The sequence below is a fragment of the Streptomyces sp. NPDC000151 genome (assembly GCF_040301705.1).
Lineage (GTDB): Bacteria > Actinomycetota > Actinomycetes > Streptomycetales > Streptomycetaceae > Streptomyces.
Map to the genome: position 1 here is coordinate 1 of NZ_JBEPFC010000119.1, position 23617 is coordinate 23617.

23 protein-coding genes and 2 pseudogenes are annotated in these 23617 nt (G+C 70.4%); 13 read left to right on the plus strand and 12 right to left on the minus strand.

All coding sequences use genetic code 11. The features are described from left to right. Both ABT381_RS26690 and ABT381_RS26695 read right to left on the minus strand, forming a co-directional pair. A partial coding sequence (locus ABT381_RS26690) for a M48 family metalloprotease (RefSeq protein WP_351599113.1) occupies positions 1-607 on the minus strand: 607 nt, incomplete at its 3' end. Further along, positions 604-975 carry a BlaI/MecI/CopY family transcriptional regulator gene (locus tag ABT381_RS26695; RefSeq protein ID WP_351599114.1) on the minus strand — a complete coding sequence of 124 codons (372 nt, stop codon included), beginning with the start codon at positions 973-975 and terminating at the stop codon, positions 604-606. The genes ABT381_RS26695 and ABT381_RS26690, both read right to left, overlap by 4 nt. Positions 976-1089: 114 nt before the next feature. Here ABT381_RS26695 and ABT381_RS26700 point away from each other — a divergent pair, with 114 nt between their 5' ends. Together ABT381_RS26700 and ABT381_RS26705 are read left to right on the plus strand one after the other, a co-directional pair. After that, complete coding sequence (locus tag ABT381_RS26700) at positions 1090-1722, plus strand: phosphatase PAP2 family protein (RefSeq protein ID WP_351599115.1); 633 nt, start codon at positions 1090-1092, stop codon at positions 1720-1722. 13 nt (positions 1723-1735) lie between these two features. After that, positions 1736-2395: a response regulator transcription factor gene (locus ABT381_RS26705; RefSeq protein WP_351599116.1), complete on the plus strand. Its 660-nt coding sequence runs from the start codon at positions 1736-1738 to the stop codon at positions 2393-2395. Here ABT381_RS26705 and ABT381_RS26710 read toward each other — a convergent pair. Beyond that, positions 2358-3221 (minus strand): COG4705 family protein, encoded by an 864-nt coding sequence (locus ABT381_RS26710; RefSeq protein ID WP_351599117.1) that lies wholly within the window; start codon positions 3219-3221, stop codon positions 2358-2360. The two genes, ABT381_RS26705 and ABT381_RS26710, sit on opposite strands and share 38 nt — an antisense overlap. Positions 3222-3495: 274 nt before the next feature. Between ABT381_RS26710 and ABT381_RS26715 the strand changes: the two genes are divergently transcribed. Together ABT381_RS26715 and ABT381_RS26720 are read left to right on the plus strand one after the other, a co-directional pair. Beyond that, positions 3496-4059, plus strand: coding sequence for a hemerythrin domain-containing protein (locus tag ABT381_RS26715; protein ID WP_351599118.1), 564 nt, complete (start codon positions 3496-3498; stop codon positions 4057-4059). 136 nt (positions 4060-4195) lie between these two features. Further along, positions 4196-4840, plus strand: a complete 645-nt coding sequence (locus ABT381_RS26720; protein WP_351599119.1) for a DUF4232 domain-containing protein — start codon at positions 4196-4198, stop codon at positions 4838-4840. A gap of 74 nt (positions 4841-4914) precedes the next feature. Here ABT381_RS26720 and ABT381_RS26725 read toward each other — a convergent pair whose 3' ends face one another. After that, positions 4915-6237 carry a phytase gene (locus ABT381_RS26725; protein WP_351599120.1) on the minus strand — a complete coding sequence of 441 codons (1323 nt, stop codon included), beginning with the start codon at positions 6235-6237 and terminating at the stop codon, positions 4915-4917. A 414-nt stretch (positions 6238-6651) separates the two neighbouring features. On the opposite strand from ABT381_RS26725, the gene ABT381_RS26730 reads away from it, so the two are divergent. Together ABT381_RS26730 and ABT381_RS26735 are read left to right on the plus strand one after the other, a co-directional pair. Then, positions 6652-7815, plus strand: coding sequence for a glycoside hydrolase family 5 protein (locus ABT381_RS26730; protein WP_351599121.1), 1164 nt, complete (start codon positions 6652-6654; stop codon positions 7813-7815). Continuing rightward, positions 7812-9275 carry a glycoside hydrolase family 6 protein gene (locus ABT381_RS26735; RefSeq protein WP_351599122.1) on the plus strand — a complete coding sequence of 488 codons (1464 nt, stop codon included), beginning with the start codon at positions 7812-7814 and terminating at the stop codon, positions 9273-9275. Before ABT381_RS26730 ends, ABT381_RS26735 begins: the two co-directional genes overlap by 4 nt. 164 nt (positions 9276-9439) lie before the next feature. On the opposite strand, the gene ABT381_RS26740 is transcribed toward ABT381_RS26735, so the two are convergent. Next, positions 9440-10189, minus strand: a complete 750-nt coding sequence (locus tag ABT381_RS26740; protein ID WP_351599123.1) for a helix-turn-helix domain-containing protein — start codon at positions 10187-10189, stop codon at positions 9440-9442. 6 nt (positions 10190-10195) lie between these two features. Here ABT381_RS26740 and ABT381_RS26745 point away from each other — a divergent pair, with 6 nt between their 5' ends. Then, entirely contained in the window at positions 10196-10606 is a 411-nt protein-coding gene (locus ABT381_RS26745) for a DoxX family protein (protein WP_351599124.1), read from the plus strand. Beyond that, complete coding sequence (locus ABT381_RS26750) at positions 10603-11784, plus strand: NAD(P)/FAD-dependent oxidoreductase (protein WP_351599125.1); 1182 nt, start codon at positions 10603-10605, stop codon at positions 11782-11784. Before ABT381_RS26745 ends, ABT381_RS26750 begins: the two co-directional genes overlap by 4 nt. 80 nt (positions 11785-11864) lie before the next feature. On the opposite strand, the pseudogene ABT381_RS26755 reads toward ABT381_RS26750, so the two are convergent. Together ABT381_RS26755 and ABT381_RS26760 are read right to left on the minus strand one after the other, a co-directional pair. Continuing rightward, a pseudogene (locus tag ABT381_RS26755) lies at positions 11865-12770 on the minus strand (aldo/keto reductase); the annotation flags it as partial. Positions 12771-12800: 30 nt separating this feature from the next. Then, a complete protein-coding gene (locus tag ABT381_RS26760) occupies positions 12801-13568 on the minus strand; it encodes a glucose 1-dehydrogenase (RefSeq protein ID WP_351599135.1) in 768 nt (255 codons plus the stop codon). 286 nt (positions 13569-13854) lie between these two features. Here ABT381_RS26760 and ABT381_RS26765 point away from each other — a divergent pair, with 286 nt between their 5' ends. Next, complete coding sequence (locus ABT381_RS26765) at positions 13855-14736, plus strand: helix-turn-helix transcriptional regulator (protein WP_351599126.1); 882 nt, start codon at positions 13855-13857, stop codon at positions 14734-14736. A 43-nt stretch (positions 14737-14779) separates the two neighbouring features. After that, a pseudogene (locus ABT381_RS26770) lies at positions 14780-15226 on the plus strand (helix-turn-helix transcriptional regulator); the annotation flags it as partial. A 27-nt stretch (positions 15227-15253) separates the two neighbouring features. Here ABT381_RS26770 and ABT381_RS26775 read toward each other — a convergent pair. Further along, positions 15254-15817 (minus strand): lytic polysaccharide monooxygenase auxiliary activity family 9 protein, encoded by a 564-nt coding sequence (locus ABT381_RS26775; RefSeq protein WP_351599127.1) that lies wholly within the window; start codon positions 15815-15817, stop codon positions 15254-15256. Between the two features lie 537 nt (positions 15818-16354). Between ABT381_RS26775 and ABT381_RS26780 the strand changes: the two genes are divergently transcribed. Both ABT381_RS26780 and ABT381_RS26785 read left to right on the plus strand, forming a co-directional pair. Beyond that, positions 16355-16762 carry a DUF2975 domain-containing protein gene (locus tag ABT381_RS26780; protein WP_351599128.1) on the plus strand — a complete coding sequence of 136 codons (408 nt, stop codon included), beginning with the start codon at positions 16355-16357 and terminating at the stop codon, positions 16760-16762. Positions 16763-16823: 61 nt separating this feature from the next. Continuing rightward, complete coding sequence (locus tag ABT381_RS26785; protein WP_351599129.1) at positions 16824-17057, plus strand: helix-turn-helix domain-containing protein; 234 nt, start codon at positions 16824-16826, stop codon at positions 17055-17057. Between the two features lie 125 nt (positions 17058-17182). Here the strand turns inward: ABT381_RS26785 and ABT381_RS26790 are convergent, their stop codons facing one another. The 4 genes from ABT381_RS26790 to ABT381_RS26805 all read right to left on the minus strand — a co-directional run bounded on the left by ABT381_RS26790 (position 17183) and on the right by ABT381_RS26805 (position 22139). Then, complete coding sequence (locus ABT381_RS26790; RefSeq protein WP_351599130.1) at positions 17183-18520, minus strand: gluconate:H+ symporter; 1338 nt, start codon at positions 18518-18520, stop codon at positions 17183-17185. Between the two features lie 114 nt (positions 18521-18634). Further along, positions 18635-19978, minus strand: a complete 1344-nt coding sequence (gene gudD, locus ABT381_RS26795; protein WP_351599131.1) for a glucarate dehydratase — start codon at positions 19976-19978, stop codon at positions 18635-18637. Between the two features lie 85 nt (positions 19979-20063). Continuing rightward, positions 20064-20984, minus strand: coding sequence for a 5-dehydro-4-deoxyglucarate dehydratase (gene kdgD, locus ABT381_RS26800; protein WP_351599132.1), 921 nt, complete (start codon positions 20982-20984; stop codon positions 20064-20066). A gap of 279 nt (positions 20985-21263) precedes the next feature. After that, positions 21264-22139 carry a LysR family transcriptional regulator gene (locus tag ABT381_RS26805; protein WP_351599133.1) on the minus strand — a complete coding sequence of 292 codons (876 nt, stop codon included), beginning with the start codon at positions 22137-22139 and terminating at the stop codon, positions 21264-21266. Positions 22140-22377: 238 nt separating this feature from the next. Between ABT381_RS26805 and ABT381_RS26810 the strand changes: the two genes are divergently transcribed. Then, positions 22378-23550, plus strand: coding sequence for an L-talarate/galactarate dehydratase (locus ABT381_RS26810; protein ID WP_351599134.1), 1173 nt, complete (start codon positions 22378-22380; stop codon positions 23548-23550). The last annotated feature ends 67 nt before the right edge of the window (positions 23551-23617 follow it).

The following is a 23617-nucleotide window of genomic DNA, read 5'->3' on the forward strand; positions in this document are numbered from 1 at the left end:
GCCGGATCGCGGCGCGGGCCGGGCGCAGGCCGGGATGGCAGTGGGCGGCGAGCTCGGCGGCGGCGAGGAAGTAGTGGTGGCCGCCCGCGTTGTGGGCGCGCTCGTGGGCGAAGAGCGCTTCCCGTTCGGCGGGGCCGAGGCTGCGGAGCATGCCCATGGTGACGACGATGCGGTGCGGCCTGCCCGGCAGTGCGTACGCGTCGGGGTCCGGGGAGTCGACGATGCACAGGTCACCCGCCGCGGGCCGACGGGCGGCCTGCCGGTGGGCGACGCGGAACGCGCGGGCCTGACGCAGGGCCGAGCGCGCGAGCGTCCAGCAGCTGACGGCCAGTATGCCGGTGGCCACCGCCGCCGTCGGCAGGACCAGGAGGGCCGACGGGGTGTGGAGCGGGTGGATCAGCTCGCCGAGCCCGGCGAAGAGCGGCACCCTGAGCAGCCCGAGCAGGGCCAGCGCGCCGAGCGCGGCCACGGAGGAGGCGGCCAGGACCAGTACGACGAGCGTCAGTACCCACAGCGCGGCCACGGGCGCGAGCCGGTCGAGGCAGCGGCGGGCGAGCAAGGGCGCGGCGAAGGGCAGCAGCAGCGGGACGAGGAGCAGGACCGTCACTGCTCACCCGATTCCAGCAGGTCCCGCAGGAGCCGCTCGTCGTCGGGGCTGAGCTGGGCGACGAAGCGGGCCAGCACCGTCTCGCGGTCGATGTCCCCGTCGAGCGCGCTGTGCATACGGCGTGCGGTCAGCCCGGGAGCGTCCTGGACGGGGAAGTAGGCGTATCCCCGCCCCTCGCGGGCCCGGCCGGCCATGCCCTTCTCGTGCAGCCGGGACAGGATCGTCGTCACTGTCGTACGGGCGAGGCCGGAGCCGAGCTCCACCTGCACCCGGCCGGGCGTGAGCGGCCCGTCGGCGGCCCAGAGGGCGGCCATCACGGTGGCTTCCAGTTCGCCCGCCGGCCGGCGTTCGTCCTTCGAGTCGGTCATGGGAACGATCCTCACACCGCTATCGTCTACAGTCCAGTAGACCGTCTACAGCATTGTAGTCAGCGGGGTGCGCCTCCCGGCGCGCCCACCCCCGTGATGGAAAGAAGCACGGCCATGATCCTCGCCTTCGACGGCTCCTCCCTCGACGGTTCCGTCTACACCGAGGTGGTGGCCCTCGCCCACCACTCCCCCACCTGGCTGGACGGCCTGGTGTCCGGCTGGTCGGCCTATGGGCTCGCCCTGTTCGCCGTGCTCATGGTGGTCGCGTGGTGGCGCGCGAGAGGCACCAGCCCTTCAGCCGCGGTACTGGCGCTCGCCGCGCCGGTGATCGTGGTCCTGGCGTACGCCGTCGATGACGCGCTGAAACTCGCGGTGCGTGAGGACCGCCCGTGCCAGAGTCTGCATGTGATCACGCTGGAGGCGTGTCCGGCGCCGGGCGACTGGTCCTTCCCCAGCAATCACGCGGCCATCGCCGCGGCGGCCGCGGTCGCGCTGCTCGCCGTCGGGCGCCGCCTCGGCTCGGTCGCCGTCGGGCGTCGTCTCGGCCTGGTCGCCGTACTGGCCGCGTGTGCGATGGCGCTCTCCCGGATCTGGGTCGGCGCGCACTACCCGCACGACGTCGTGGCCGGTGCGCTCGTCGGCACCCTCGTCGCCGCCGCCGCGGTGTCCGTACTGCGCCGGTGGCCGGATGCCGTGGCCCGGCGGATCACGGCCACCCGGCTGCGTCCCCTGCTGACGACCTCATGAACCGCGAGGAAGCATGGGCCACAGGATCCTGATCGTCGAGGACGATCACGCCCTGCGCGACGTACTCCTGCGCGGCCTGCGCGAGGAGGGTTTCGATACCGTGCCCGCGCGGGACGGCGCCACCGCCCTGCGGCTGGCCACCGACGACATCGCCGCTGCCGTGCTGGACGTCGGGCTGCCCGACGCTGACGGACGGGACGTGTGCCAGGCGTTCCGGGCGAACGGCTTCCACTCCCCCGTCATCTTCCTGAGCGCCCAGCACGGGATCACGGACCGGCTCAGCGGCTTCTCCGCCGGCGGCGACGACTACCTGCCCAAGCCTTGCCACCTCGCCGAACTCGCCGCCCGCCTCCGCGCGGCACTGCGGCGCTCCGTTCCCCGCCCGGCCACCCTCGGCGCCCTGACCCTGGACGCCGTCCGGCACAGCTGCACCGCCCACGGCATCCGGATCGACCTGACCCCGACGGAGTTCCGCCTGCTCGCCGCCCTCATGGCGGCGCCCGGCGACCTCGTGCGCAGGCGCGAGCTGATCAGGGCGGGCTGGCCCGAGGGCGCCCACGTCAGCGAGAACACCCTCGACCAGTACCTGACCCGGCTGCGCCGCAAGCTGCGCGGCGCGGACAGCGACCTGACGATCAGCACCGCCCGCGGGCTCGGCCACCGCCTTTCATGACGACATGGGCGTACCCCATGAGGCCGGCCAGGAGGGCGAGAAGTACGGCCGAGGAGCCTGCCGTACCGAGGTCGAGGCCGCCCTTGGCGAGCGGCTTGGTGAGGAAGTCGCCGGCGGTCGCGCCAAGCGGCCGGGTGAGGACGAAGGCGATCCAGAACAGCAGGACGTTCGGTACGACGGGGACGCGCATGAGGACGAGCAGTACCGCCAGCAGCCCGGTGACGAGCAGCGCGCCTCCCGCGTAGCCCAGACCGGAGCTGTCGGACAGGAAGTCCCCCATGGAGGTGCCGAGCGTGTTCGAGACGAGGATCGCCGCCCAGAACAACGCCTCCGCACGGAAGGTGACGATGTCGCGGATCGAGAACGTCAGCCCCGTGCACCTCCAGACCACGAAGATGGCGATCAGGAGCGAGACGAGGATCGCGGCGCCGGTGGGGTACCCCAGCCCCAGCCCCTGCGGCCCCCAGCCCAGCGACGCGGCCCCATTGGTGAGGTACTTTGCGCTGGCGTCCCGGTTCGTGAAGTCGGACATCGTCGTGCCGGCCATGCTGGTCGACAGGATGACGGTCCAGTACAAGAACGGGTGGTAGCGCCGGGACCCGAGCTGGGTGACCAGCGTGACCACGAAGACCACGAACAGCGCGATCGTGGTGAGGAAATAGCCCAGCTGGAGAGTCTGGGCGAAGAGATCACCGGCCGTCTCGCCCAGCGTCGTCGCGGCGATCTTCATGATCCAGAAGGCCAGGGTGACCTCCGGCATCTTCTTCACCGCGCGCCTGCCGGCGTCGGTGGCATTCACATCGGTCAGGACTTCCGCTTCGTGCAACGCCCATCATCCCGTCTGGCACTTCCCGGCGTTCGCCGGCTGCTGACTGTCGCGCCCGACCGTGCCACCCGCAGCCTGAACACATCCTGAACGCCCGATGCCACCTCGACTGTCACGTTCTGCGCCTTCTCCTGGGTCCGCCCGGCGGCTGCCCCTGGGTACGTCGTACGGCTGCCGCCGGCGCGCGGAATTCCCGTACGAAAACGAGAATGAGCGCGAGGTCGGCTGGTACTCGTACGTCGTCACGGCACGAGAGAGGAACAAGGGACAGAAAATGGCACACGGCGGAAACGTCATCGAGGAGCTGACCACCGACCACCGGGAGGTCGACGAAATCTTCTCCCGGATCGAGGCATTGCCGCCCGGTGACCCGCAGCGCAAGGAACTCGCGGACCAGGCCATCATCGAATTGGTACGTCACTCCATCGCCGAGGAAATGCACCTCTATCCGACGGTGCGCCGCTGCCTCGCGAACGGCGACAGCGTGGCCGACAAGGAGATCGAGGACCATTCGTCGGCCGAGCGCACCATGAAGCAGCTGGAGAGCTGCCAGGCCGACGATCCCGACTTCGGCCGGCTCATCACCACCCTCATCAGCGAGATCCGCAGCCACGTCGCGGACGAGGAGAACAACCTCTTCCCCCAGCTGCGGCAGGCGGCGAGCGCGGAGGAACTCGACGAGCTGGGGGAAAAGGTCCGCCAGGCAAAGAAGGCCGCGCCGACCCGCCCGCACCCCGCGGCACCGTCCACTCCCCCCGCCAACAAGATCCTCGCTCCCGGCGCGGGTCTGGTCGACCGGGCCCGCGACGCGCTCTCCGGGCGCGGCAAGGGCCACTGACGTGAATTCGCGCCATGGGCCGCGGCGGCAGCGGGACGCCAGCGCTACGACAGCGGAACGTTAGTCGCCGCGGTCAACCTGGTACCACAGCGGGAACGACTCCGCGGAACTCACACCATCGCACGGGGGACCCCACATGCGTACATTCCAGCTCCGAGCCGCCACTCTGGCCGCCGCCACCGCCGCACTGGCCCTGGGCCTGACCGCCTGCGGCGGCGCGGGCAGCGCCGGCGACAGCGGTGCGAAGGGAACGAAGTCTTCCCCTGCGTACACCGCAAAGGACGCTTCCGGCACCGACACCGGCGTCGCCGCCGCGAACTCCGGCAAGGTCACCAACGCCCATGCCGCCGGCACGCGTCAGTGCGACGGCGACGAGATGTCGTACTCCGTACTGCACCGCTTCCCGAAGCAGCAGGGCGAGCACCTGCTGATCACCGCACGGAACGCCGACTCCAAGCCCTGCTGGGTCACTTCGTATCCGTCCGTCATCCTCGGGAACACCTCGAACGTCCTGCCCCACTCGAAGAAGGACGCCCCGGGCGGCAACACCCGGATCACGGTCCGGCCCGGCGGCAAGGTCTACTCCGCCGTGGCCCTCTTCACCGACAGCGCGAAGACGCACACCTCGTCGAAGCTCTCCCTCGCCATGCGCGACGGGACCGGCGACACCGGCCCGGCCACCGAGCAGGAAGCCTTCAACAGCAAGGGCAAGCCCTCGAAGTTCACCTGGTCCGACGCCGACGTCCTGAACTGGAACACCGCAAAGCCGTACGACTTCTGACCGCTCACCACTCAGGCGCTGCGCGGGCGGGGAGGGACGTCCCTCCCCGCCCGCGCAGCGCGCGGGACCGTCCGTCAGTCGTCGATCGTCTTCATCACGTCGGCGAGGTCCACGAACTTGAAGTCCGTGGCCTTGCGGTCGTCGTCCGCCGGTGCGTCGTGGCCGTCCTGGACGACGAGCAGGCCGTGCGGGTACTTCGCGCCCAGGGGTGCGTTGAGTACGGCGGCTCCGTCACACTCCTCGGAGCCGTCGACGCTCGCCGAGGCGGGGGTGACGCGGAATCCGCCCTCGTACTCGTTGTCGTCGCCCAGCTCACGGTCGTACGCGGCGAAGGTGTTGTCGCCCTGGCTGGAGGCGAGCAGATAACCGTCTCCGTCGTCCTCGGTGAGCAGCGTCAGCCCCTCGACGTCGGCCGTGATCCGGGTGCCGCCGTAGCCGGGGTCGGCGCCCGGGACGCACTCGTCGGTCCCCTCGTCGTACTTCCCCGGAATCCCGTACTCGCGCACCTTGTCGACGAGGTGCGGCGATCCCGTGAGGTCGGCCCGCATCCGCCAGATGCCGACGTCCTCCTGGCCGGCGTAGAGGGTGCCGTTGGCCGGGTCGACGGCCATGCCCTCGACCTGGGGCAGCTCGCCGGGCTCGGCACAGGGCGTCCACGAAGTGCCATTGGGGAGCCGGAAGGCGGACGGCAGGTCCAGGGTGCGGACCTTGTGGTAGCCGACCTTGCCGCCGGGCGCCGCGGTCAGTTCGAGCAGGGCGAGGGTGGTGCGGTTGCGCCGGCTGACGAGGGCGTAGGACCGCCCGGTCGAGGCGTCGGTCCAGGTGGCGAGGCCGTAGGCGGTCTGCTGCTCGTTGATCTCGCCCTGGTCCGCGGAGAACACCGGCGGCGCGGCGGGGTCGGTGACGTCGGTGAGCGGGCCACCAGGCCGGTCCCGGTCGATGCGGTAGATCCGCAGCGTGTCACGGCCGCGGTCGCTGGCCACCGCCACGTCGGCCCGGCCGCCGGACGACAGGCGCAGGCCGTGTACGAGGTCGACGTTGTTGAAGCGGCCGGGGGCGTCGTCCGGCCCCGGCGCGGGCGGTGCGGGGAGCGACTGTACGGGCCGGGCGTCGAGGTCGTAGACCCGCAGTCCGCCCTGCTTGGCCGTGGCGATCACCAGGCTGCGGCCGGGCTCGGCGGCGTCGCGCCAGATCGCCGGGTCGTCCGCGTCGGCGTCTCCGCCTGCCTTGTCGTCAAACAGCGCGGGGGTCTCGGCCTTGGGGCTCACGGCGGGGAGAGCGCCGGTGGTCTGGCCACCGGCCTCGGCGGGCGCGGCCGCGGCGAGGGCGGCGAGGGCCGTGCACAGTAACACGGTGATCGATCTGGCGGGCTGACGGTTGGTCAGTCGGCTGCTCATGCGAACGCTCCTCGGCGTGGGGGGTTGATCAAATACCGTGCTGAGCTTCGGACTTCGGCGTGTCGGTCGGGTGAACACCACATGGACCGGTGCCCGACCGGGGTATGAGCACGCGGTGAATCGGCCCGCCCGAGAGCGTCACCGCGCCCGAAATGAAGTAATGAAGGCACGCAGAAGGCACAACCGTGCCAACCGCCAGTGGGAACGAGCCCAATATCGCCGTGCGGGGCGGCACGGTCAAGAGGGCCTGGGCACTGTTTGAAGTATCGAACAGGCATTTTGAAAAAGGACTGCGCTGCCTCTGTTGCTTGAAGTCGCTTGGCGGTACCTTCCGAAAGCGGAAACCTCAGTGGGAACGATTCCATCAGTCGGCACATGCGTCCCCGTACGCATCCGAGCTGCAAGGAGTCGCTCATGCGACACCCCCCTCGTTTGTTCCTTCTGCTCTCCTCCCTCCTGGTCACCGCGGTGCTCACGACGACGAGCACCGCAACGGCAAGCGCCACCGGGCCCTTCGCCGCGAAGCCCGCCCCACGGGCTGCCGCGGACGCTCCGCCCGAACTGCACGTGGACGGCAGCCGTTTGGCCGATACGACCGGTGCCACCCGCCGCCTGCTCGGAGTCAACCGCTCCGGCGGTGAGTTCATGTGCGTCCAGGGCCACGGCATCTTCGACGGCCCGGTCGACGACGCGTCCGTCGCGGCCATCGCGGACTGGCGAGCCAACACGGTCCGGATACCGCTCAACGAACAGTGCTGGCTGGGTACGGACAACATCAAACCCGAGTACCGGGGCGCCAACTACATCGAACCCGTACGGCAGTTGGTCTCACGCGTCGAAGCACACGGCATGACGCCGGTCCTCGAACTCCACTGGAGCTGGGGCCAGTACACCGGCAACTCCGCCGGCTGCTCCGACATAAACGCCGGCTGCCAGAAACCAATGCCCGACGCGCGCTACAGCCCCGCGTTCTGGACCTCGGTGGCGAACACCTTCAAGAACGACCCGCGGGTGGCCTTCGACCTCTTCAACGAGCCCTACCCGGACCGTGCCACCGCGACCACGACGCAGGCGTGGACCTGCTGGCGGGACGGCGGCAACTGCCCCGGCATCGGCTACGAGGTCGCCGGCATGCAGGACCTGCTGGACGCGGTGCGGGCCACCGGCGCCCGCAACCTCGTCCTGGCCGGCGGCCTCGCGTACGCCAACGACCTGAGCCAGTGGCTCCCGTACGCGCCGCGCGACCCGGCCGGAAACCTCGCCGCCGCCTGGCACGGCTACAACTTCAACGCATGCGCGAACGAGACCTGTTGGGACTCCTCACTCGCGCCGGTCGCCGCCCGCGTGCCCCTCGTGGCCGGCGAGATCGGCGAGAACACCTGCGGGCACGCCTTCGTGGACCGCGTCACGAAGTGGTTCGACGACCGCGGGCTCTCCTACCTCGGCTGGACCTGGAACACCTGGGACTGTTCCGCCGGCCCGGCCCTGATCAGCGACTACCACGGCACACCGACCGCGTACGGCACCGGGCTGCGCGACCGGCTGCGCGCCCTCGACACACAAGGACGGACATCATGAGCCGCACATTCCCCACTCTGCCGCCCCGGCGGCGTACGGCACTGCTCGCCGCCTGCGCACTGCTCGCGGCCGGCGCCGGCACGGCCACGGTACTGAGCCCGGCGGCGAGCGCCGCGGCGCCCGGCTGCACCGCCGCCCACGGCACAGGGCAGGCATTACTCGCGGCCGCCACGTCGGACAGAGCCACCTGCGCGGCCGCACCGGCAGCCGCCAAGGTCGACAATCCGTACGCCGGCGCCAAGGGGTACGTGAACCCCGAGTGGTCCGCGAAGGCCGCGGCCGAACCCGGCGGCAGCAAGGTCGCCAACCAGCCGACCGGCGTCTGGCTCGACCGCATCGCCGCCATCAACGGCGTGAACGGCGGCATGGGCCTGCGCGACCACCTGAACGAGGCCCTGAAGCAGAAGGGCAACGGCGAACTCGTCGTCCAGCTGGTGATCTACAACCTCCCGGGGCGCGACTGCGCCGCGCTCGCCTCCAACGGCGAACTGGGCCCGACCGAGATCGACAAGTACAAGACGCAGTACATCAACCCGATCGCGGCGATCCTCGCCGACAGCAAGTACGCCTCACTGCGCATCGTCACCACGGTGGAGATCGACTCCCTGCCGAACCTGGTCACCAACGTCAGCGGCCGGCCGACGCAGACCCCGCAGTGCGATGTGATGAAGGCCAACGGCAACTACGTCAAGGGCGTCGGCTACGCCCTGAACAAGCTGGGTGCCATCCCCAACGTCTACAACTACCTCGACGCCGGACACCACGGCTGGATCGGCTGGGACGACAACTTCGGCCCCTCCGCCGAGCTGTTCAAGCAGGCGGCGACCGCCGAGGGCAGCACGGTCGACAACGTGCACGGCTTCATCGCCAACACCGCCAACTACAGCGCGCTCAAGGAGGACAACTTCTCGATCAACGATTCGGTCAACGGCGTGTCCGTGCGCCAGTCCAAGTGGGTGGACTGGAACCGGTACGTGGACGAGCAGTCCTTCGCGCAGGCCTTCCGCGACAAGCTGGTCTCCGTGGGCTTCAACTCCGGCATCGGCATGCTGATCGACACCTCCCGCAACGGCTGGGGCGGCACGGCACGGCCCACCGGCCCGGGAGCGAAGACGAGCGTGGACACGTACGTCGAGGGCGGCCGCTACGACCGGCGCATCCACCTGGGCAACTGGTGCAACCAGGCGGGCGCGGGCCTGGGCGAACGACCGAAGGCCGCTCCCGCACCGGGCATCGACGCGTACGTCTGGATGAAGCCGCCGGGCGAGTCCGACGGGGCCAGCAAGGAGATCCCCAACAACGAGGGCAAGGGCTTCGACCGGATGTGCGACCCGACGTACACGGGTAACGCCCGCAACGGCTACCACATGTCCGGCGCCCTGCCGAACGCCCCGCTCGCCGGGCAGTGGTTCTCGGCACAGTTCCAGGAACTCCTGAAGAACGCCTACCCGGCGCTGTAGGCCGGCCACGGCCGGCCGAAACAGCCATGGCCGGCAAGCAACGCGAGGAAGGCGGCTGCCCCACCCAGGAGGCAGCCGCCTTCCGTCTCGTCGAGCCGCACGAAGAGAAGCGCACCACGCTTCTGGGCACGGGGCGGGATGTGACGGGCCGTCAACCGTGCGCCTTACGCTTCGGCACGTCGCACGGACACAGGCGTACGCCCGATGAAGTCCCGTGCGGTACGCGCGAGGTGGGCCTGGTCGGCGAAGCCCGCGGTGGCTGCGGCCAGGGCGGCAGTCGAGTCCGGCAGGTCGGCGATCGCGGTGCGGAGCCGGCCCCATCGGCGCAAGCGTGCAAGCGCAATGCCCACGTCCTGCCGGACCAGGGCACGCAGCCGCGGGGCCGACAGGCCGACCTCGAGGGCGATGGAGGTGATGGGCATGTCCGGATCGCGCACCGTACACAGGTGCACAGCGTGGGCGACTCTCGGATCGAGCAGGGCTGGGCGCCCGGCGAGTGTCCGCAACTCGGCGTATCCGGCGGCCAGATCCACGCAGGTGCCGGGGCCGTCGGAACCGGTGGTACCGAGCGCGGCGAGCAGGCGGCGGACCTCACCGGCATCGAGCCGTATCGGCCCCGGGCAGGAGGGCAGCAGCCAGGAGTCGATGAACAGGGCGAGGTAGGGAGAGGTCGCCGCACAGGCGTGTGCCAGCTGGGGCGGAACGATCAGCCCGGGCGCCGCCACCGTGGGCCGCCCCGGCTGGAGGAGTTCGACATGGCCACCGATCGGCAGCACGGCTTTCCACGCCGGCAGCCGGTGTGGGGCCACGCGGAACGGGCGGGACTCGGCGAACATCGTCGCCTCGGGCCCAGAGGCGAAGACGATGCGGCGATCGTTTTGTTCAAGCGCCCAGGCACGAGGTGAATCGATCATCGTGCCATGCACGCTATCGGTTCCGTTGCCCTGGCGGTGTTCCTGATCGTCACAGGGGTCGCGCATTTCCTGGCGCCCGCCTACTTCCGCACGCTGGTACCCGCGTGGCTCCCCCGGGCGCGGCTCCTCGTCGCCGTCAGCGGGGCGGCGGAGATCGTGGTGGGTGCGCTGGTACTGGTCCCGTGCGGCAGGCAGTCCGGGGGCTGGGCCGCCACCGTCCTGATCACCTCCTACCTGGTGTCCCACGTGGACGCACTGCGCCGCGCGCACCCGGACCGGCCCCGGCTGCTGGAGCGGCCGGTCGGTGCGGTGGCTCGGCTGGTGACAAACGTCCTGTACATCGCCTGGGCGGTTGCCGTGGCCAAGCCGCCCGTACTCACAGTCACAATCACAGTCACAGAGGAAGTCATGCCATGAGTGCCATGAGCCATCGCATCGTCGTCGTGGGCGCCGGTTACGCCGGTCTGCTGGCGGCCAAGCGCCTCGCCCGCAAGCTGCGCCGGAGCGATGTCACGATCACGCTGGTCAACGCCTCGGACCGGTTCATCGAACGGGTCCGGCTCCATCAGCTGGCCGCCGGGCAGCCAGTGGCGGCGCTGTCATTGCGCCAGCAGCTCAGCGGTGCATCGGTCCAACTGGTCGTCGGACACGTGACCGCGATCGATACCACTGGCCGGACCGTGCGTATCGATACCACTGCCCGGACCGCGTGTATGGACGCCGAGCCCCGAGCGGTCGGCTACGACACCCTGGTGTACGCGCTGGGCAGTCGGGCGGCACGGCTCGACGACGTCCCGGGAGCAGCCGAGCACGCGTACGCTGTCGCCGGCCCTGAGCAGGCAACTCGGTTGCGGCACAGGATTGCCGGGATGGCGTCAGGCGGCACTGTCGCGGTGGTCGGCGCAGGCCTGACCGGGTTGGAAACCGCCTCGGAACTGGCCGAGAGTCGCCCCGAGTTGCGAGTCCGGCTGTTCACCGGTGCTGCTGACGCGGGATCCGGGCTCGCGCCACGCGCCCGGACCCACCTGCGGCGCGCGCTCGACCGGCTGGGCGTCTCGGTGCATCCGAAGTCCGTTGTCGCGGCGGTGCGGGAGGACGGCTTGGACACCCGCGACGGCGCGTCGTTCGCCGCTGACGCCGTCGTGTGGACCACCGGGTTCCAGGCGCCGGAGCTGGCGCGCGCGGCCGGATTCGCAACGGACGAGAGCGGCCGGATGCTCGTCGACACCACGCTGCGCTCGATCTCGCACCCCGAGGTGTACGCTGTCGGCGACGCGGCTGCCGCGGTGTCGGTGGGCGGAGCGCCGAGCCGAATGTCCTGCCAGGCGGCCCTGCCCATGGGCCGGGGTGTGGCCGACGTCGTTGCGGCTCGGCTGACGGGCCGGGAACCCGAACCCGTTCGGATCGGTTACACCTTCACCAACATCAGCCTTGGCCGGCGTGACGGTGTCGTCCAGTTCACCCACGCCGACGACCGCCCGCGCAGCCTCGTCCTGACAGGACGCGCCGCGGCGGCCTTCAAGGAGGCTGTCGTGCGAAGCACAGTACGGTCCGGGCCGCGGGGCGAGCCGGCCGGTGACGAGCCGGAGTTCTGAGCCAATCCCCCTACCGCAGAACGAAGTTGTGGCCTTTCGAGGTCCGCTGAGAAACGCGTCAGAAACGCGTCAGGAACGCGTCAGAACCACGACGGTCCGGCGTTCACGTACGGATCCTCCAGGGCGGCCGCTTCCTCGTCCGACAGCCGGAGCGTGAGCGCGTCGACGGCCTGCGGTAGATGGTGCCGCTCGGTGGCTCCGACGATGGACGCCGAGACCAGCGGATTGCGCAGCACCCAGGCGAGTGCGACCTGGGCCATGCTGACGCCACGGGCTTCGGCGAGTTGTTGCACAGTATCGATGACCGGCGCGTCGTGCTCGCTGTCAAAGGACCGCACGACGTGGTCGGTACGAGAGCGGGTGCTCTGCTCGCCGGCGGGGCGCGCAAGGCGGCCCTTCCCGTTGGGCGAATACGGCACCAGCCCCACGCCCATGTCGCCGCACATGGCCATGAGTTCCGGTTCGTCCTGCCTGCGCAGGAGGTTGTACTGGTTCTGCATGGACACGAAGCGGGTCCATCCGCCGAGGTCGGCGGCGTGCTGGAGCTTGGCGAACTGCCAGGCGTACATGGACGAGGCGCCGATGTAGCGGACCTTGCCGGCCTTGACGACGTCGTGCAGTGCCTCCATCGTCTCCTCGACCGGGGTGTCGTCATCGAAGCGGTGGATCTGGTACAGGTCGATGTAATCCGTGCCCAGCCGGGTCAGGGACGCATCCACCTGTTCCAGGATCGCCTTGCGGGACAGGCCCGCACCGCCCGGGCCGTCGTGCATCTTGCCGCGGACCTTGGTGGCGAGCACGATGTCCTCGCGCCGGGAGTACTCGGTGAGGGCGCGGCCGACGATCTCCTCGGAGGTCCCGGCCTGATAGACGTTGGCGGTGTCCCAGAAGGTGATGCCCAGCTCGACGGCCTGCCGGAAGAACGGTACAGCCTTGTCCTCAGTGAGCGCCCAGGGGTGGGCGCCGGGGACGGTCGGGTCGCCGTAACCGCGTTTTCGGTGGTCTTATCGGTGGCCTCAGTGGGTGGTGAAGCCGCCGTCGACCGGCAGGGCGACGCCGATGACGAAGCTGGCGCCGGGGCTGCACAGCCACAGGACGGCCTCGGCGATCTCCTCAGCACGGCCCAGCCTGCCGATGGGCTGCTGCTTCAGGATCTCGGCCATGGCGTCAGCCTGGCTTTCGAGCATGTCGGCGACCATGGGGGTGTCGATCGTGCCGGGGCACACTGCGTTGATGCGGATGCCCTTGGGGGCGTACTCGACCGCGGCGCTCTTGGTCAGGCCGATCACGCCGTGCTTGGAGGCGTGGTAGGCGGCGCGCTCGGGCAGCCCGACCAGGCCGCCGAGGGAGGAGCAGTTGACGATCGCGCCAGAGCCCTGGGTACGCATCTGGCGCAGCTCGTGCTTCTGAGCAGCCCAGACGCCGCGCAGGTTGACGGCGTTGACGCGGTCGAACTCCTCGGCCTTCTCATCGGCGGCGTCGGACGGCGGGGCCTGGATACCGGCGTTGTTGAAGGCCATGTCCAGGCGGCCGAAGGCGGAGACCGCGCGGTCGACTGCGGCGGCGGCCTGGTCCTCGTCGGTGACGTCGCACACCACACCGATGGCCTGGTGGCCGGCATCGATGAGTTCCTTGGCCGCCTTCTCCACGGCGTCCTTGTTGAGGTCGGCCAGGACGACGGCGGCACCGGCCTGGGCGAAGGCTCGGGCGGCGGCCAGTCCCATGCCGGAGGCGGCGCCGGTGACCAGGGCGACCTGGCCTTCGAAGTTGTACTGCGGGTTCACGAGAGGTCCCATCTGCTTGTTGTTGTGCTTTTCCGCGCGGATGCCCAGCGCCCCCCGCAGGGAGAGGCGGGCATCTGCTTCCCTTCCGTCCTGCGCCCTCCGTCCTGCGCCCTGCGCCCTGCGCCCTGCGCCCTGCGCCCGCCAGCGGTGCCGGCGGAGCGGCGGGGTGGCCAGTAGCTGGCCTGCTATCGATGAAACAGCAGGTCACAGGCGCGCGGAAGGACCCCTTGATACGTGTACTGGCAGTACACCCCTCGCACCCCAGGGGCGTCGTAACCTCGAAGACATGGACAACCGAAGCGAGGTCCGCGAGTTCCTCACCAGCCGCCGCGCCAAGATCACCCCGCAGCAGGCCGGCCTGCCCGCCGCAGGCCACCGGCGGGTGAAAGGGCTGCGCCGCGAGGAGGTCGCGATGCTCGCCGGCGTGAGCGCCGAGTACTACGCCCGCATGGAGCGCGGCAACCTCTCCGGTACCTCCGAGGCCGTCCTGGACGCCCTGGCCCGCGCACTGCAGCTCGACGACTCCGAGCGGGCCCACCTCATGGACCTGGCTCGCACCGCGAGCACCACCCGGCGTCCCATACGCCGCCGCACCGCCCAGCCCATCCGGCCCGGCCTGCAGCAATTGCTTGACGCGATGACCGAGGCGCCCGCGTTCATCCGCAACGGCCGCCTCGACGTCCTGGCCACCAACCGGCTCGGCAAGGCACTGTACTGGCCGCTGTTCCAGGACCCGGCCCGGCCGGTGAACATGGCCCGCTACCAGTTCCTCAACCCGGGCGCCGCCGAGTACATGACCGAACTGGACGCACAGCGTGCCACGGCTGCGGCACTGCTGCGCACCGAAGCGGGAAGGGACCCCTACAACCGTGAACTGAGCGACCTGATCGGCGAACTCTCCACCCAGAGCGAGGACTTCCGAACCCTGTGGGCCGCACACAACGTGCGCCTGCACCACACCGGCCTCAAGCGCTTCCACCACCCCGCCGTCGGCGACCTCACCCTCGCCTTCGAGGCCCTGCCCGTACCCAACGACCCCGGCCTCACCCTCACCGCCCTCAGCGCCGAAGCCGGCACGCCCGCCCACGACGCGCTGAAGCTGCTGGCCACCTGGTACGCCACCCTCGATCACAACGAGCCGCACCCGCATACCCGCACCAGGAAGTGAACCAGGATCCCCTCCCGTCTACGGCAACCGCCGGGTTCCGGGGCTGCGCCGGGGCGAGGTCGCGACGCTGGCCGGGGTGAGCGTCGAGTACTACACGCGGCTGGAGCGCGGCAGTCTCGGCGGGGTCTCCGACAGCGTCCTGGACGCGCTCGCCTCCGCACTGCGGCTCGATGACACCGAGCGGGCGCACCTGTACGACCTCGCGCGCGCCGCCAACACGCGCCCCGGCCGGGTGCGGCGCCGTCCCGAGCGGCCGAGTCTGCGGCCCGGGGTGGAGCGCATGGTCGGGGCGATGCCCACGCTGCCGGTGTGCGTGACGAACAGCCGCTTCGACGTCCTGCTCACCAATCCGCTCGGCCGCGCGCTGTACTCGGAGATGTACGCCGACCCGACCTGCGGGGCGAACACGGCCCGCTTCTGCTTCCTCAGCCCCGCGGCGCGACGGTTCTACACCGACTGGGAGCGCATCGCCCAGACGGCGGTGGGGGTGCCCCGGCGAACCCATGCGATCACAGCACTAGCTGAAGTCGAGATCAATCACCTGATAGATGGCGTCCCCCCGGTCAGCGATCTCCCAGGTCGCGAGGAGCACGTGATAGCCGGTGCGCTGTGGCAGTGGCACCTGGTGGGTGGTGGGATTGGAGGGAGTCAGCTCCGTCTGCATCGTCCAATAGGGCTGGGGCGTGAGCTCCACGGAATGGAACGGGTCTGTATCGAACTGGGAGCGCGCCAGGGGCTGGAAGGGGTTCCAGTTCTGCTTGGTGATGAAGTACGACCACCGACGCGTCGGATTGCTTACCGGGAATCGCCATTGCACGTCGAGCGTTTCGCCGGAAGCGACGTGGTGCTTCTGCCAGTGGGTGCCGGGCTCGTCCAGCTGGAAAGCTTCGGCCCTCCCGGCACTGGCGATCCGGCCGTCTGCGGGCGGCGCGGCGCTGGCGACGTCGGATTCGGCAATTCGATCGGTACCACCACTCTTCGTTGCGGGGAAGAACTTTCCCGCCGCAAGTTCCCCCCAGAGCCACTCAGGCAGGGAGGCGAATTCGGCACGGGTGGCTGGAGCGCTGATGTATCCGGGCACAGGAGTTCCTCCGATCGGTGAAGCACCAGTTTCTACGCGTCAGCAGGCGAGATCAACAACTCGATTCAGGCCACCACTGGGGCACTGGCTCAGTTGTTTCGAACGGACCGTCGGAAACGACCTAGGGCCGGCGCGCGTTGTTCGCCCTTTCGAGTGGACGGCCCATCTCCCTGACTACTGGGGCACTAATGTCCCCGTCATACAGAAGGTCACGCCTGCCTACAACGCAGAAGTCACCGGCACCGGCGGGCGCGACGGCACGGCCAAGTCCACTGACGGCAAGCTGGATACGAGACTCTCCACATCGAAGGAGCGGCGGCGCGGGGGGGCGATGGCACCAATCCGGAGCAACTGTTCGGCGCTGCCTACGCGAATGGCTTTCTGGGTTCGGTGAAGTTCGTCGCCGGCCAGCAGAAGATGAGCGACCCTTCGAGGGTTGGTTGGGTTTGCGCGTCGACGAGTGGGCTTCCAGTGCTCTCACCGCATAGGTTCACCGGATTGGTGTCTCCGGGTTCTGCGCCGGTTCAGGGAGCGATCGTGGTCGCCCAGGTACGGAACAGCGTGAGGGCCTCGGCGAGGTTTTCGGGGCCGCACGCGCCGTGGAAGGTCTTCTCAGCGGTCCAGGCCCAGACCCAGTTCTGCAGCTGGTCAAGACGCGCTGGACGCGGGCGTGCGGGACCGGAGGTCGGGCGGCCGCTCGACCGGGGCCGGCACCTCTTCAGCGTCGGTCGGATCGTTGTCATCCCGTCGACGGCGGCCGACGCGGCCGACGAGGTCGAGCAGTTTCCCGCCTACGCCCCTTACGCCATCCCGTACGTGGTGGTGGCGACCCTCGGTGTCGCCTGTGTGCAGGTCGCGCTCGTCGCCGTGTGGGGCCTGCTCGGCATGGTGCGGCACGGGGCGATCTTCACGCCGCGGGAGCCGCGTTCGCCATGCTCACCGTGATCATGCGCGGTCTCCTGCACCGGGCGACGGCGCTCCAGACGGAGATGGCCGAGGTCATCTGATGGCGATCGTCGTCGACCTGGACCGCCGGCTCGCCGAACGCGGCTTGGCGGTAGGGGAGTTCGCCGCCCTCATCGGCATCACCCCGGCCAACCTCGCCGTCCTCAAGAACGGCCGGGCGAAGGCGGTGCGGTTCACCACGCTCGACGCCATCTGCCGCGCCCTCGACTGCCGGCCCGGCGACGTACTGCGCTGGGTACCCGACGACGCCGGGGGAGACGTCCCGCTCCACTGACCCGCCGTGTGTTCTCCGCGTGGGGACGCCGCCGGCCGCCCGCACCGGCCCACCATGGCGGAGGCACCGCCGGGCCACGTATGGGGTGCGGTGCCTCCGCCGGTCGATCCGTATCCGTACTGCCGCTACACCCCGAGGGCGCCGAGTGCCGCCTGCATGGCGAAGACGCCGCCGAGGCCCAGGAGGGCGAGGACCGTGGTGTAGGTGGTGCGTGCCTTGATGGCGTCGAGGACCGACAGGTTGAAGTACTCCTTGAACATCCAGAAGCCGGGGTCGTTGACGTGCGAGAACGCGATGGAGCCGCAGGAGACCGCGAGCACCATCAGCTCCGGGTGGACACCGCTGCCGGCGGCGAGGGGTGCCGCGATGCCCGCCGCGGTGGTCACCGCGACCGTCGCGGAGCCGAGCGCGATGCGCAGGATGGCGGCGATCAGCCACGCCAGGAGGATCGGCGAGACGGTCCAGCCGTCGGTGAGGCTCTTGATGTAGTCGGCGATGCCCCCCTCGACCAGCACGTTCTTGAAGGCGCCGCCGGCACCGATGACCAGCAGGATCATCGCCATGGCCTTGGCCGCGTCACCGCACGACGCGGCCACGTCCCCCAGCGAGCGGCCGATGCGCGGGCCGAACGCCCAGGCTGCCAGGATCAGGGCGAGCAGCAGGGCGACCGGGGCCGAGCCGATGAAGGCGATCAGCGGCATCCCGGCGTGGTGTTCGCCGAGCGCCATCTCGGCCACCGAGGCGCCCGCGATGAGTACCACCGGGAAGAGCGCGACCGAGAGGGACCAGCCCATGCCGGGCATCTCCTCGTCGGTGAAGGAACGGTCGCTGACGAGTCCGGTGGGGATGGACGGGTTCATCCGGCGGACGAAGGCCAGCCGGGGCCATATCAGCGCGATGAGCGCGCCGGCCGGGACGGCGATGAACAGGCCGAAGAAGAGGGTCCTGCCGATGGAGGCGTCGAAGGTGGCAGCGACGGCGGTCGGGCCGGGGTGCGGCGGCAGGAAGCTGTGCATGGTGGACAGCGCGATGGACATCGGCAGGCCGATCCACAGCAGGTTCTTGCCGGTCACCCGGACCAGCGTGAACGCCACCGGCACGATGATGACGAAGGCCACCTCGTAGAACATGGTGACGCCGATGAGCATGGCCGTCACCACCATGGCGACCTGGACCCAGCGGTCGCCGAACCGGGCGGACATGGTGGTGGCGATCCGCTGGGCCGCACCGGAGTCGCCCATCACCCGGCCGACCATCGCACCGAGCCCGATCACGAGCATGGTGTCGCCGATCTGGCCGCCGACGCCCTCGCTGAGGACGTCGGGGATCTTCTCCGGGCTGATTCCCCGGACGACGGCCACGGCCACCGCGACCAGCAGCAGGGCGATGAACCCGTTGAGCTTGAGCCGGGTCATCAGGAACAGCAGCGCGACCACGCTGAGCGCCACGACGAGCAGGGGCATCTCACTTCTCCCTTGAAGTGATGCCGAGACGTGGGCCGCCGGAGGTGAGGACCTGGCGGGCCGGAATCCCGGGTGCTGAGTGGACGGGAAGAGGGTGCGAAGGCACAGGCCGGCTCAGCGCACCAGCGCCGGCCGCTTCGGATCGAACTTCCAGCCGGGGAGGAGGTACTGCATGCCCGCGGCGTCGTCGCGGCCGCCGAGGCCGAGGTCGAAGTAGAGCTGTTCGGCCGCCTCGACGCGTTCCATGTCGAGCTCGACGCCGAGCCCGGGGCGGTCGGGCAGGGCGATGGCACCGTCGCGGATGGCGAGCGGCTCGCGGGTCAGGTGCCGGCCGTCCTGCCAGATCCAGTGCGTGTCGATCGCGGTGATGTCGCCGGGCGCGGCGGCGGCGACGTGGGTGAACATCGCCAGTGACACGTCGAAGTGGTTGTTGGAGTGCGAGCCCCAGGTCAGTCCCCAGGCGTCGCACAGCTGGGCCACGCGGACCGAGCCGTTCATGGTCCAGAAGTGCGGGTCGGCGAGCGGGATGTCGACGGCGTCGGACTTGACCGCGTGGCCGAGCTGCCGCCAGTCCGTCGCGATCATGTTGGTGGCGGTGGGCAGGCCGGTGGCGCGCCGGAACTCGGCCATCGTCTCCCGTCCCGAGTAGCCGCCCTCGCCGCCGCAGGGGTCCTCGGCGTACGCCAGGACGTCGCGCAGTCCGCGCCCGAGCTCGATGGCGTCCTTCAGCAGCCAGGCGCCGTTGGGGTCGAGGGTGATGCGGGCCTCGGGGAAGCGCTCGGCGAGGGCCGTGACGGCGGCGGCCTCGGCGGGGCCGTCCAGTACGCCGCCCTTGAGCTTGAAGTCCTGGAAGCCGTACCGCTCCTGGGCCGCCTCGGCGAGCCGGACGACGGCCTCGGGCGTGAGCGCTTCCTCGTCGCGCAGCCGCAGCCAGTCGTCCTTGGCGTCGGGGTCGTGGCGGTAGGGCAGGTCGGTGCGCGTCCGGTCGCCGACGTAGAAGAGGTAGCCGAGGACGGGAACGCTGGTGCGCTGGACGCCCTCACCGAGCAGTGCGGCGGTCGGTACGCCGAGGTGCTGACCGAGCAGGTCGAGCAGGGCGGACTCGACGGCGGTCACCGCGTGCACGGTGACGCGCAGGTCGAAGGTCTGGGCGCCGCGGCCGCCGGAGTCGCGGTCGTTGAACCGCTCGCGTATCGCCCGCAGCACGGCGTGCGGGTCGCCGACGGACCGGCCGACGACCAGGTCGCGGGCCTCTTCCAGGGTGGTGCGGATGCCCTCTCCACCGGGTACCTCGCCGACGCCGGTGCGGCCCTCGGAGTCGGTGAGCAGCACCAGGTTGCGGGTGAAGTACGGGGCGTGGGCGCCACTGAGGTTCAGCAGCATGCTGTCCTGGCCGGCGACCGGGATGACGCGCATCGCGGTGACGACGGGCGTACCGGCAGGGGGTGTGGTGGTCATGGTGCGGTGCCTTTCGGAGCGGATGCGGCGGGTGTGCCCGGCGGCCGGGCGGCGGTGCCGGTGGTGCCGGGCGGGTGGCGGCGGCTCAGGCGCCGATGCGCCGGACGAGGGCGGTGAGCTGTTCCAGCTCGGCCGGTTCCAGGTCGGTGAGCGGCGCGCGCACCGGTCCCGCCGGGTGGCCGGTGACCGTCATGCCGGCCTTGACGATGGACACCGCGTAGCCCGGCTTGCGGTCACGGATCCGCGTGTAGGGCAGGACGAAGTCGCGGAGCATGCGCAGTACGTCGGTACGGCGGCGCTCCCGGACCGCCGCGTAGAAGTCGAGGGCGAACTCGGGTACGAAGTTGAAGAGGGCCGAGGAGTAGGTGGTCACGCCCACTTCGAGGAGCGGCAGGGCGTAGGTCTCGGCCGTGGGGAGGCCGCCGATGTAGGTGAGGCGGTCGCCCAGCCGGGCGTGCAGCCGGGTGAGGGGGTCGATGTCGCCGACGCCGTCCTTGAAGCCGATCAGGTTGGGGCAGCGCTCGGCGAGGCGGGCGACGGTGTCCGGCGCGTAGACGGCGTTGGACCGGCTGTAGACGATGACGCCGAGGCCGGTGGCCCGGCAGACCGCCTCGACGTGTGCGGCGAGCCCGTCCTGCGGGGCCTCGGTGAGGTACGGCGGGAAGAGCAGCAGGCCGTCGGCGCCGGCGCGCTCGGCGGCCTTGGCGAACTCGACGGCGGTCGACGTGCCGTGGCCGGCCGGGGCGACGATCGGGGTTCCGGCGGGCGCGCTGTCCACGGCGGCGGTGACGACCCGCTCCACCTCCGCCGGGGAGAGCGAAAAGAATTCCCCGGTGCCGCCGGCCGCGAAGAGGCCCGCCACGTCGTACTTGCCGAGGCGTGCGACGTTCGCCCGGTACGCGTCCTCGTCGAAGGCGTGGTCCTCGGTGCGGAAGTGGGTCACCGGGAAGGAGAGCAGGCCGGAGCCGAGGCGTCGGCCCAGGTCAGCAGGGGTGAGGTCGGTCATGGCAGGGGGCTCCTGGCGTAGCGCGGAGACGTGCGGCTCACGCGGCTTCCCGTCCCGGGCGCGGCCCGTCCACGGCCTCCGGAACTTCCGCGGGGGGGGGCGGGGCGCTCGGTGCTGCCCGGGCGGAAGCCGCTTCGAATTGCTGGCCGGAACGTTAAGAGCCTGTTGCGATGCGGGTCCAACACCATTTCGGCATCCTGCGATACCCGGCGCGTATCGTTCCGCGCGCCCGATGGTGCGGTGTCTCACCGGCCGGCACCGAGGCGCCGGGGGCATTCCTCACAGATGCCGCAGGAGGGCGTGCAGGGCCGGGTTGTCATTGGCCTTGCGCCACACCAGGTGCAGCTCGACGGGGGTGGGGTCGGGCAGTTCCAGGGGCCGGAAAGTGATGCCGGAGAACCGCATCTGGGCGGCCGCCTCGGGAACGAAGGCGATGCCCCAGCCCGCGTTGACCATCGCCAGCAGGCTGTGCACCTGGCTGAGGTACTGGGTGAAGCGCGGGGTGACGCGGGCCTCCCGGAAGATGCTGACCAGCAGTTCGTGGAAGTAGCGGGCCTCCACCGGCGAGTACATGAGCACCTGCTGCCCGTCGAAGTCGCCGATGCGCAGCGGATCGTCGCCGGCGCCGAGCGGGTGGTCGCGGGGCACGGCGGCCAGCAGGCCCTCCCGGATGGCGGGGCGGGTCGCCAGGTCGGGCCCGGTGCTGGAAGGGCGGATCATGCCGAGGTCGAGGGAGCCCTCGGTGATCGCTTCGAGCTGGTCGCGGGTGACCTTCTCGCGCAGCACGATCTCCGTGCCGGGCATCGTGGAGCGGGCCACGTCGAGCAGTGTGCCGAGTGCGGAGTAGGCGCTGGCCGCGGTGAATCCGATGGCGATGGCGCCGGCCTCTCCGGCGGAGACCTGCTTGGCGGAGAGGGTGGCCGCTTCGGCCTGGCGGAGGATGTTGCGTGCTTCGTTGAGGAAGGCCCGGCCGGCGGGCGTGAGGCGGACGGTGCGGTTCGTACGGTCCAGGAGCTGCACGCCCAGTTCGTGTTCGAGCAGTTGTATTTGCCGGCTCAGCGGGGGCTGGGTCATGCGCAGGCGCTCGGCAGCCCGGGTGAAGTGCAGCTCCTCGGCCACCGCGACAAAGCTCACCAACTGCACGAGCGTAAACACTGATGCCCTCCCGGTATTGAATCATCCAAAAACTAAGTTGGACGTGGATCAATCGCCGACCTTAGCGTCAGGAAAAACCCACGGAGAGCCGCCCCTCCCCCGCAGACGCTTCGCCACGAGCCCTTGCCGTACCGGGCCGGACTGGCGTATTCCCGCTCCGCCCGCCCACGCGGCCGACGGCGTCCGCAACCGCCTTCCGCTCCATCCGCCCACTACCCCAGGGACACAAGTGGTGACCATGACGCACACAGCCACCTCCGCCGCCGGCCGTCGCGGCGAGGTGACCCTCGACACCATCGCCTGGCTCAAGCTCTCCTCGGTGACCCTGCCGCTGGCCACGCCGATCAGCGACGCCAAGGTGCTCACCGGGCGGCAGAAGCCGATGACCGAGGTGGCCATGCTGTTCGTCGAGATCGAGACCGAGCAGGGGCACCGGGGCATCGGCTTCAGCTACTCCAAGCGCGCCGGCGGACCGGCCCAGTACGCCCACGCCAAGGAGATCGCCGACGAGCTGATCGGCGAGGACCCGAGCGACATCGGCAAGCTGTGGACCAAGCTCGTATGGGCCGGCGCCTCGGTCGGACGCAGTGGTGTCGCCACTCAGGCCATCGCCGCCGTCGACGTCGCCCTGTGGGACCTGAAGGCCAAGCGGGCCGGGCTGCCGCTGGCCAAGCTGCTGGGCGCCCACCGCGACTCGGTGCGCTGTTACAACACCTCCGGCGGCTTCCTGCACACCCCCACGGAGCAGGTCCTCGACAACGCCACCGCCTCACTGGCCAGCGGCATCGGCGGCATCAAGATCAAGGTCGGACACCCGGACGGCAAGGTGGACCTGCGCCGCCTCACCGCCGTACGCGAGCGCATCGGCGACGACGTGCCGTTGATGGTCGACGCCAACCAGCAGTGGGACCGGCCCACTGCCCAGCGCATGGGCCGCGCCATGGAGGAGTTCGGCCTCGTCTGGATCGAGGAACCGCTCGACGCCTACGACGCGGAGGGGCACGCGGCCCTCGCCGCCTCGCTGGACACCCCGGTCGCCACCGGCGAGATGCTGGCCAGCGTCGCCGAGCACTACGAACTCATCCGGCAGAAGGCCGCCGACGTCATCCAGCCGGACGCCCCGCGCATCGGCGGCATCACCCAGTTCCTGAAGCTCGCCGCGCTGGCCGAGCACCATCACCTCCAGCTCGCCCCGCACTTCGCCATGGAGATCCACCTCCACCTCGCCGCCGCCTACCCCATCGAGCCGTGGGTGGAGCACTTCGACTGGCTGGAGCCGCTGTTCAACGAGCGCCTCACGATCAGCGACGGACGAATGCACGTCCCCGCACGCCCCGGCCTCGGAATCACCCTCAGCGAGCAGGCCCGCGCCTGGACGCAGGCCACGCACGAGGCCGGCAAGCGCCCCTGAACCCTCCGTACCGCTCCCCCGACCGCCCGCCCGGCGCCTCGCCGCCGGCGGCACCCGCCCGGCGCGG

Excerpts from the sequence above, each read along its gene's own strand:
- ABT381_RS26750 (WP_351599125.1), top strand. The coding sequence starts at position 10,603 with ATGAGTGCCATGAGCCATCGCATCGTCGTCGTGGGCGCCGGTTACGCC.
- ABT381_RS26730 (WP_351599121.1), top strand. The coding sequence starts at position 6,652 with ATGCGACACCCCCCTCGTTTGTTCCTTCTGCTCTCCTCCCTCCTGGTC.
- ABT381_RS26715 (WP_351599118.1), top strand. The coding sequence starts at position 3,496 with ATGGCACACGGCGGAAACGTCATCGAGGAGCTGACCACCGACCACCGG.
- ABT381_RS26740 (WP_351599123.1), bottom strand. The coding sequence starts at position 10,189 with ATGATCGATTCACCTCGTGCCTGGGCGCTTGAACAAAACGATCGCCGC.
- kdgD (WP_351599132.1), bottom strand. The coding sequence starts at position 20,984 with ATGACCGACCTCACCCCTGCTGACCTGGGCCGACGCCTCGGCTCCGGC.
- ABT381_RS26785 (WP_351599129.1), top strand. The coding sequence starts at position 16,824 with ATGGCGATCGTCGTCGACCTGGACCGCCGGCTCGCCGAACGCGGCTTG.
- ABT381_RS26790 (WP_351599130.1), bottom strand. The coding sequence starts at position 18,520 with ATGCCCCTGCTCGTCGTGGCGCTCAGCGTGGTCGCGCTGCTGTTCCTG.
- ABT381_RS26695 (WP_351599114.1), bottom strand. The coding sequence starts at position 975 with ATGACCGACTCGAAGGACGAACGCCGGCCGGCGGGCGAACTGGAAGCC.
- gudD (WP_351599131.1), bottom strand. The coding sequence starts at position 19,978 with ATGACCACCACACCCCCTGCCGGTACGCCCGTCGTCACCGCGATGCGC.
- ABT381_RS26725 (WP_351599120.1), bottom strand. The coding sequence starts at position 6,237 with ATGAGCAGCCGACTGACCAACCGTCAGCCCGCCAGATCGATCACCGTG.
- ABT381_RS26720 (WP_351599119.1), top strand. The coding sequence starts at position 4,196 with ATGCGTACATTCCAGCTCCGAGCCGCCACTCTGGCCGCCGCCACCGCC.
- ABT381_RS26735 (WP_351599122.1), top strand. The coding sequence starts at position 7,812 with ATGAGCCGCACATTCCCCACTCTGCCGCCCCGGCGGCGTACGGCACTG.
- ABT381_RS26810 (WP_351599134.1), top strand. The coding sequence starts at position 22,378 with ATGACGCACACAGCCACCTCCGCCGCCGGCCGTCGCGGCGAGGTGACC.
- ABT381_RS26765 (WP_351599126.1), top strand. The coding sequence starts at position 13,855 with ATGGACAACCGAAGCGAGGTCCGCGAGTTCCTCACCAGCCGCCGCGCC.
- ABT381_RS26745 (WP_351599124.1), top strand. The coding sequence starts at position 10,196 with ATGCACGCTATCGGTTCCGTTGCCCTGGCGGTGTTCCTGATCGTCACA.
- ABT381_RS26705 (WP_351599116.1), top strand. The coding sequence starts at position 1,736 with ATGGGCCACAGGATCCTGATCGTCGAGGACGATCACGCCCTGCGCGAC.
- ABT381_RS26700 (WP_351599115.1), top strand. The coding sequence starts at position 1,090 with ATGATCCTCGCCTTCGACGGCTCCTCCCTCGACGGTTCCGTCTACACC.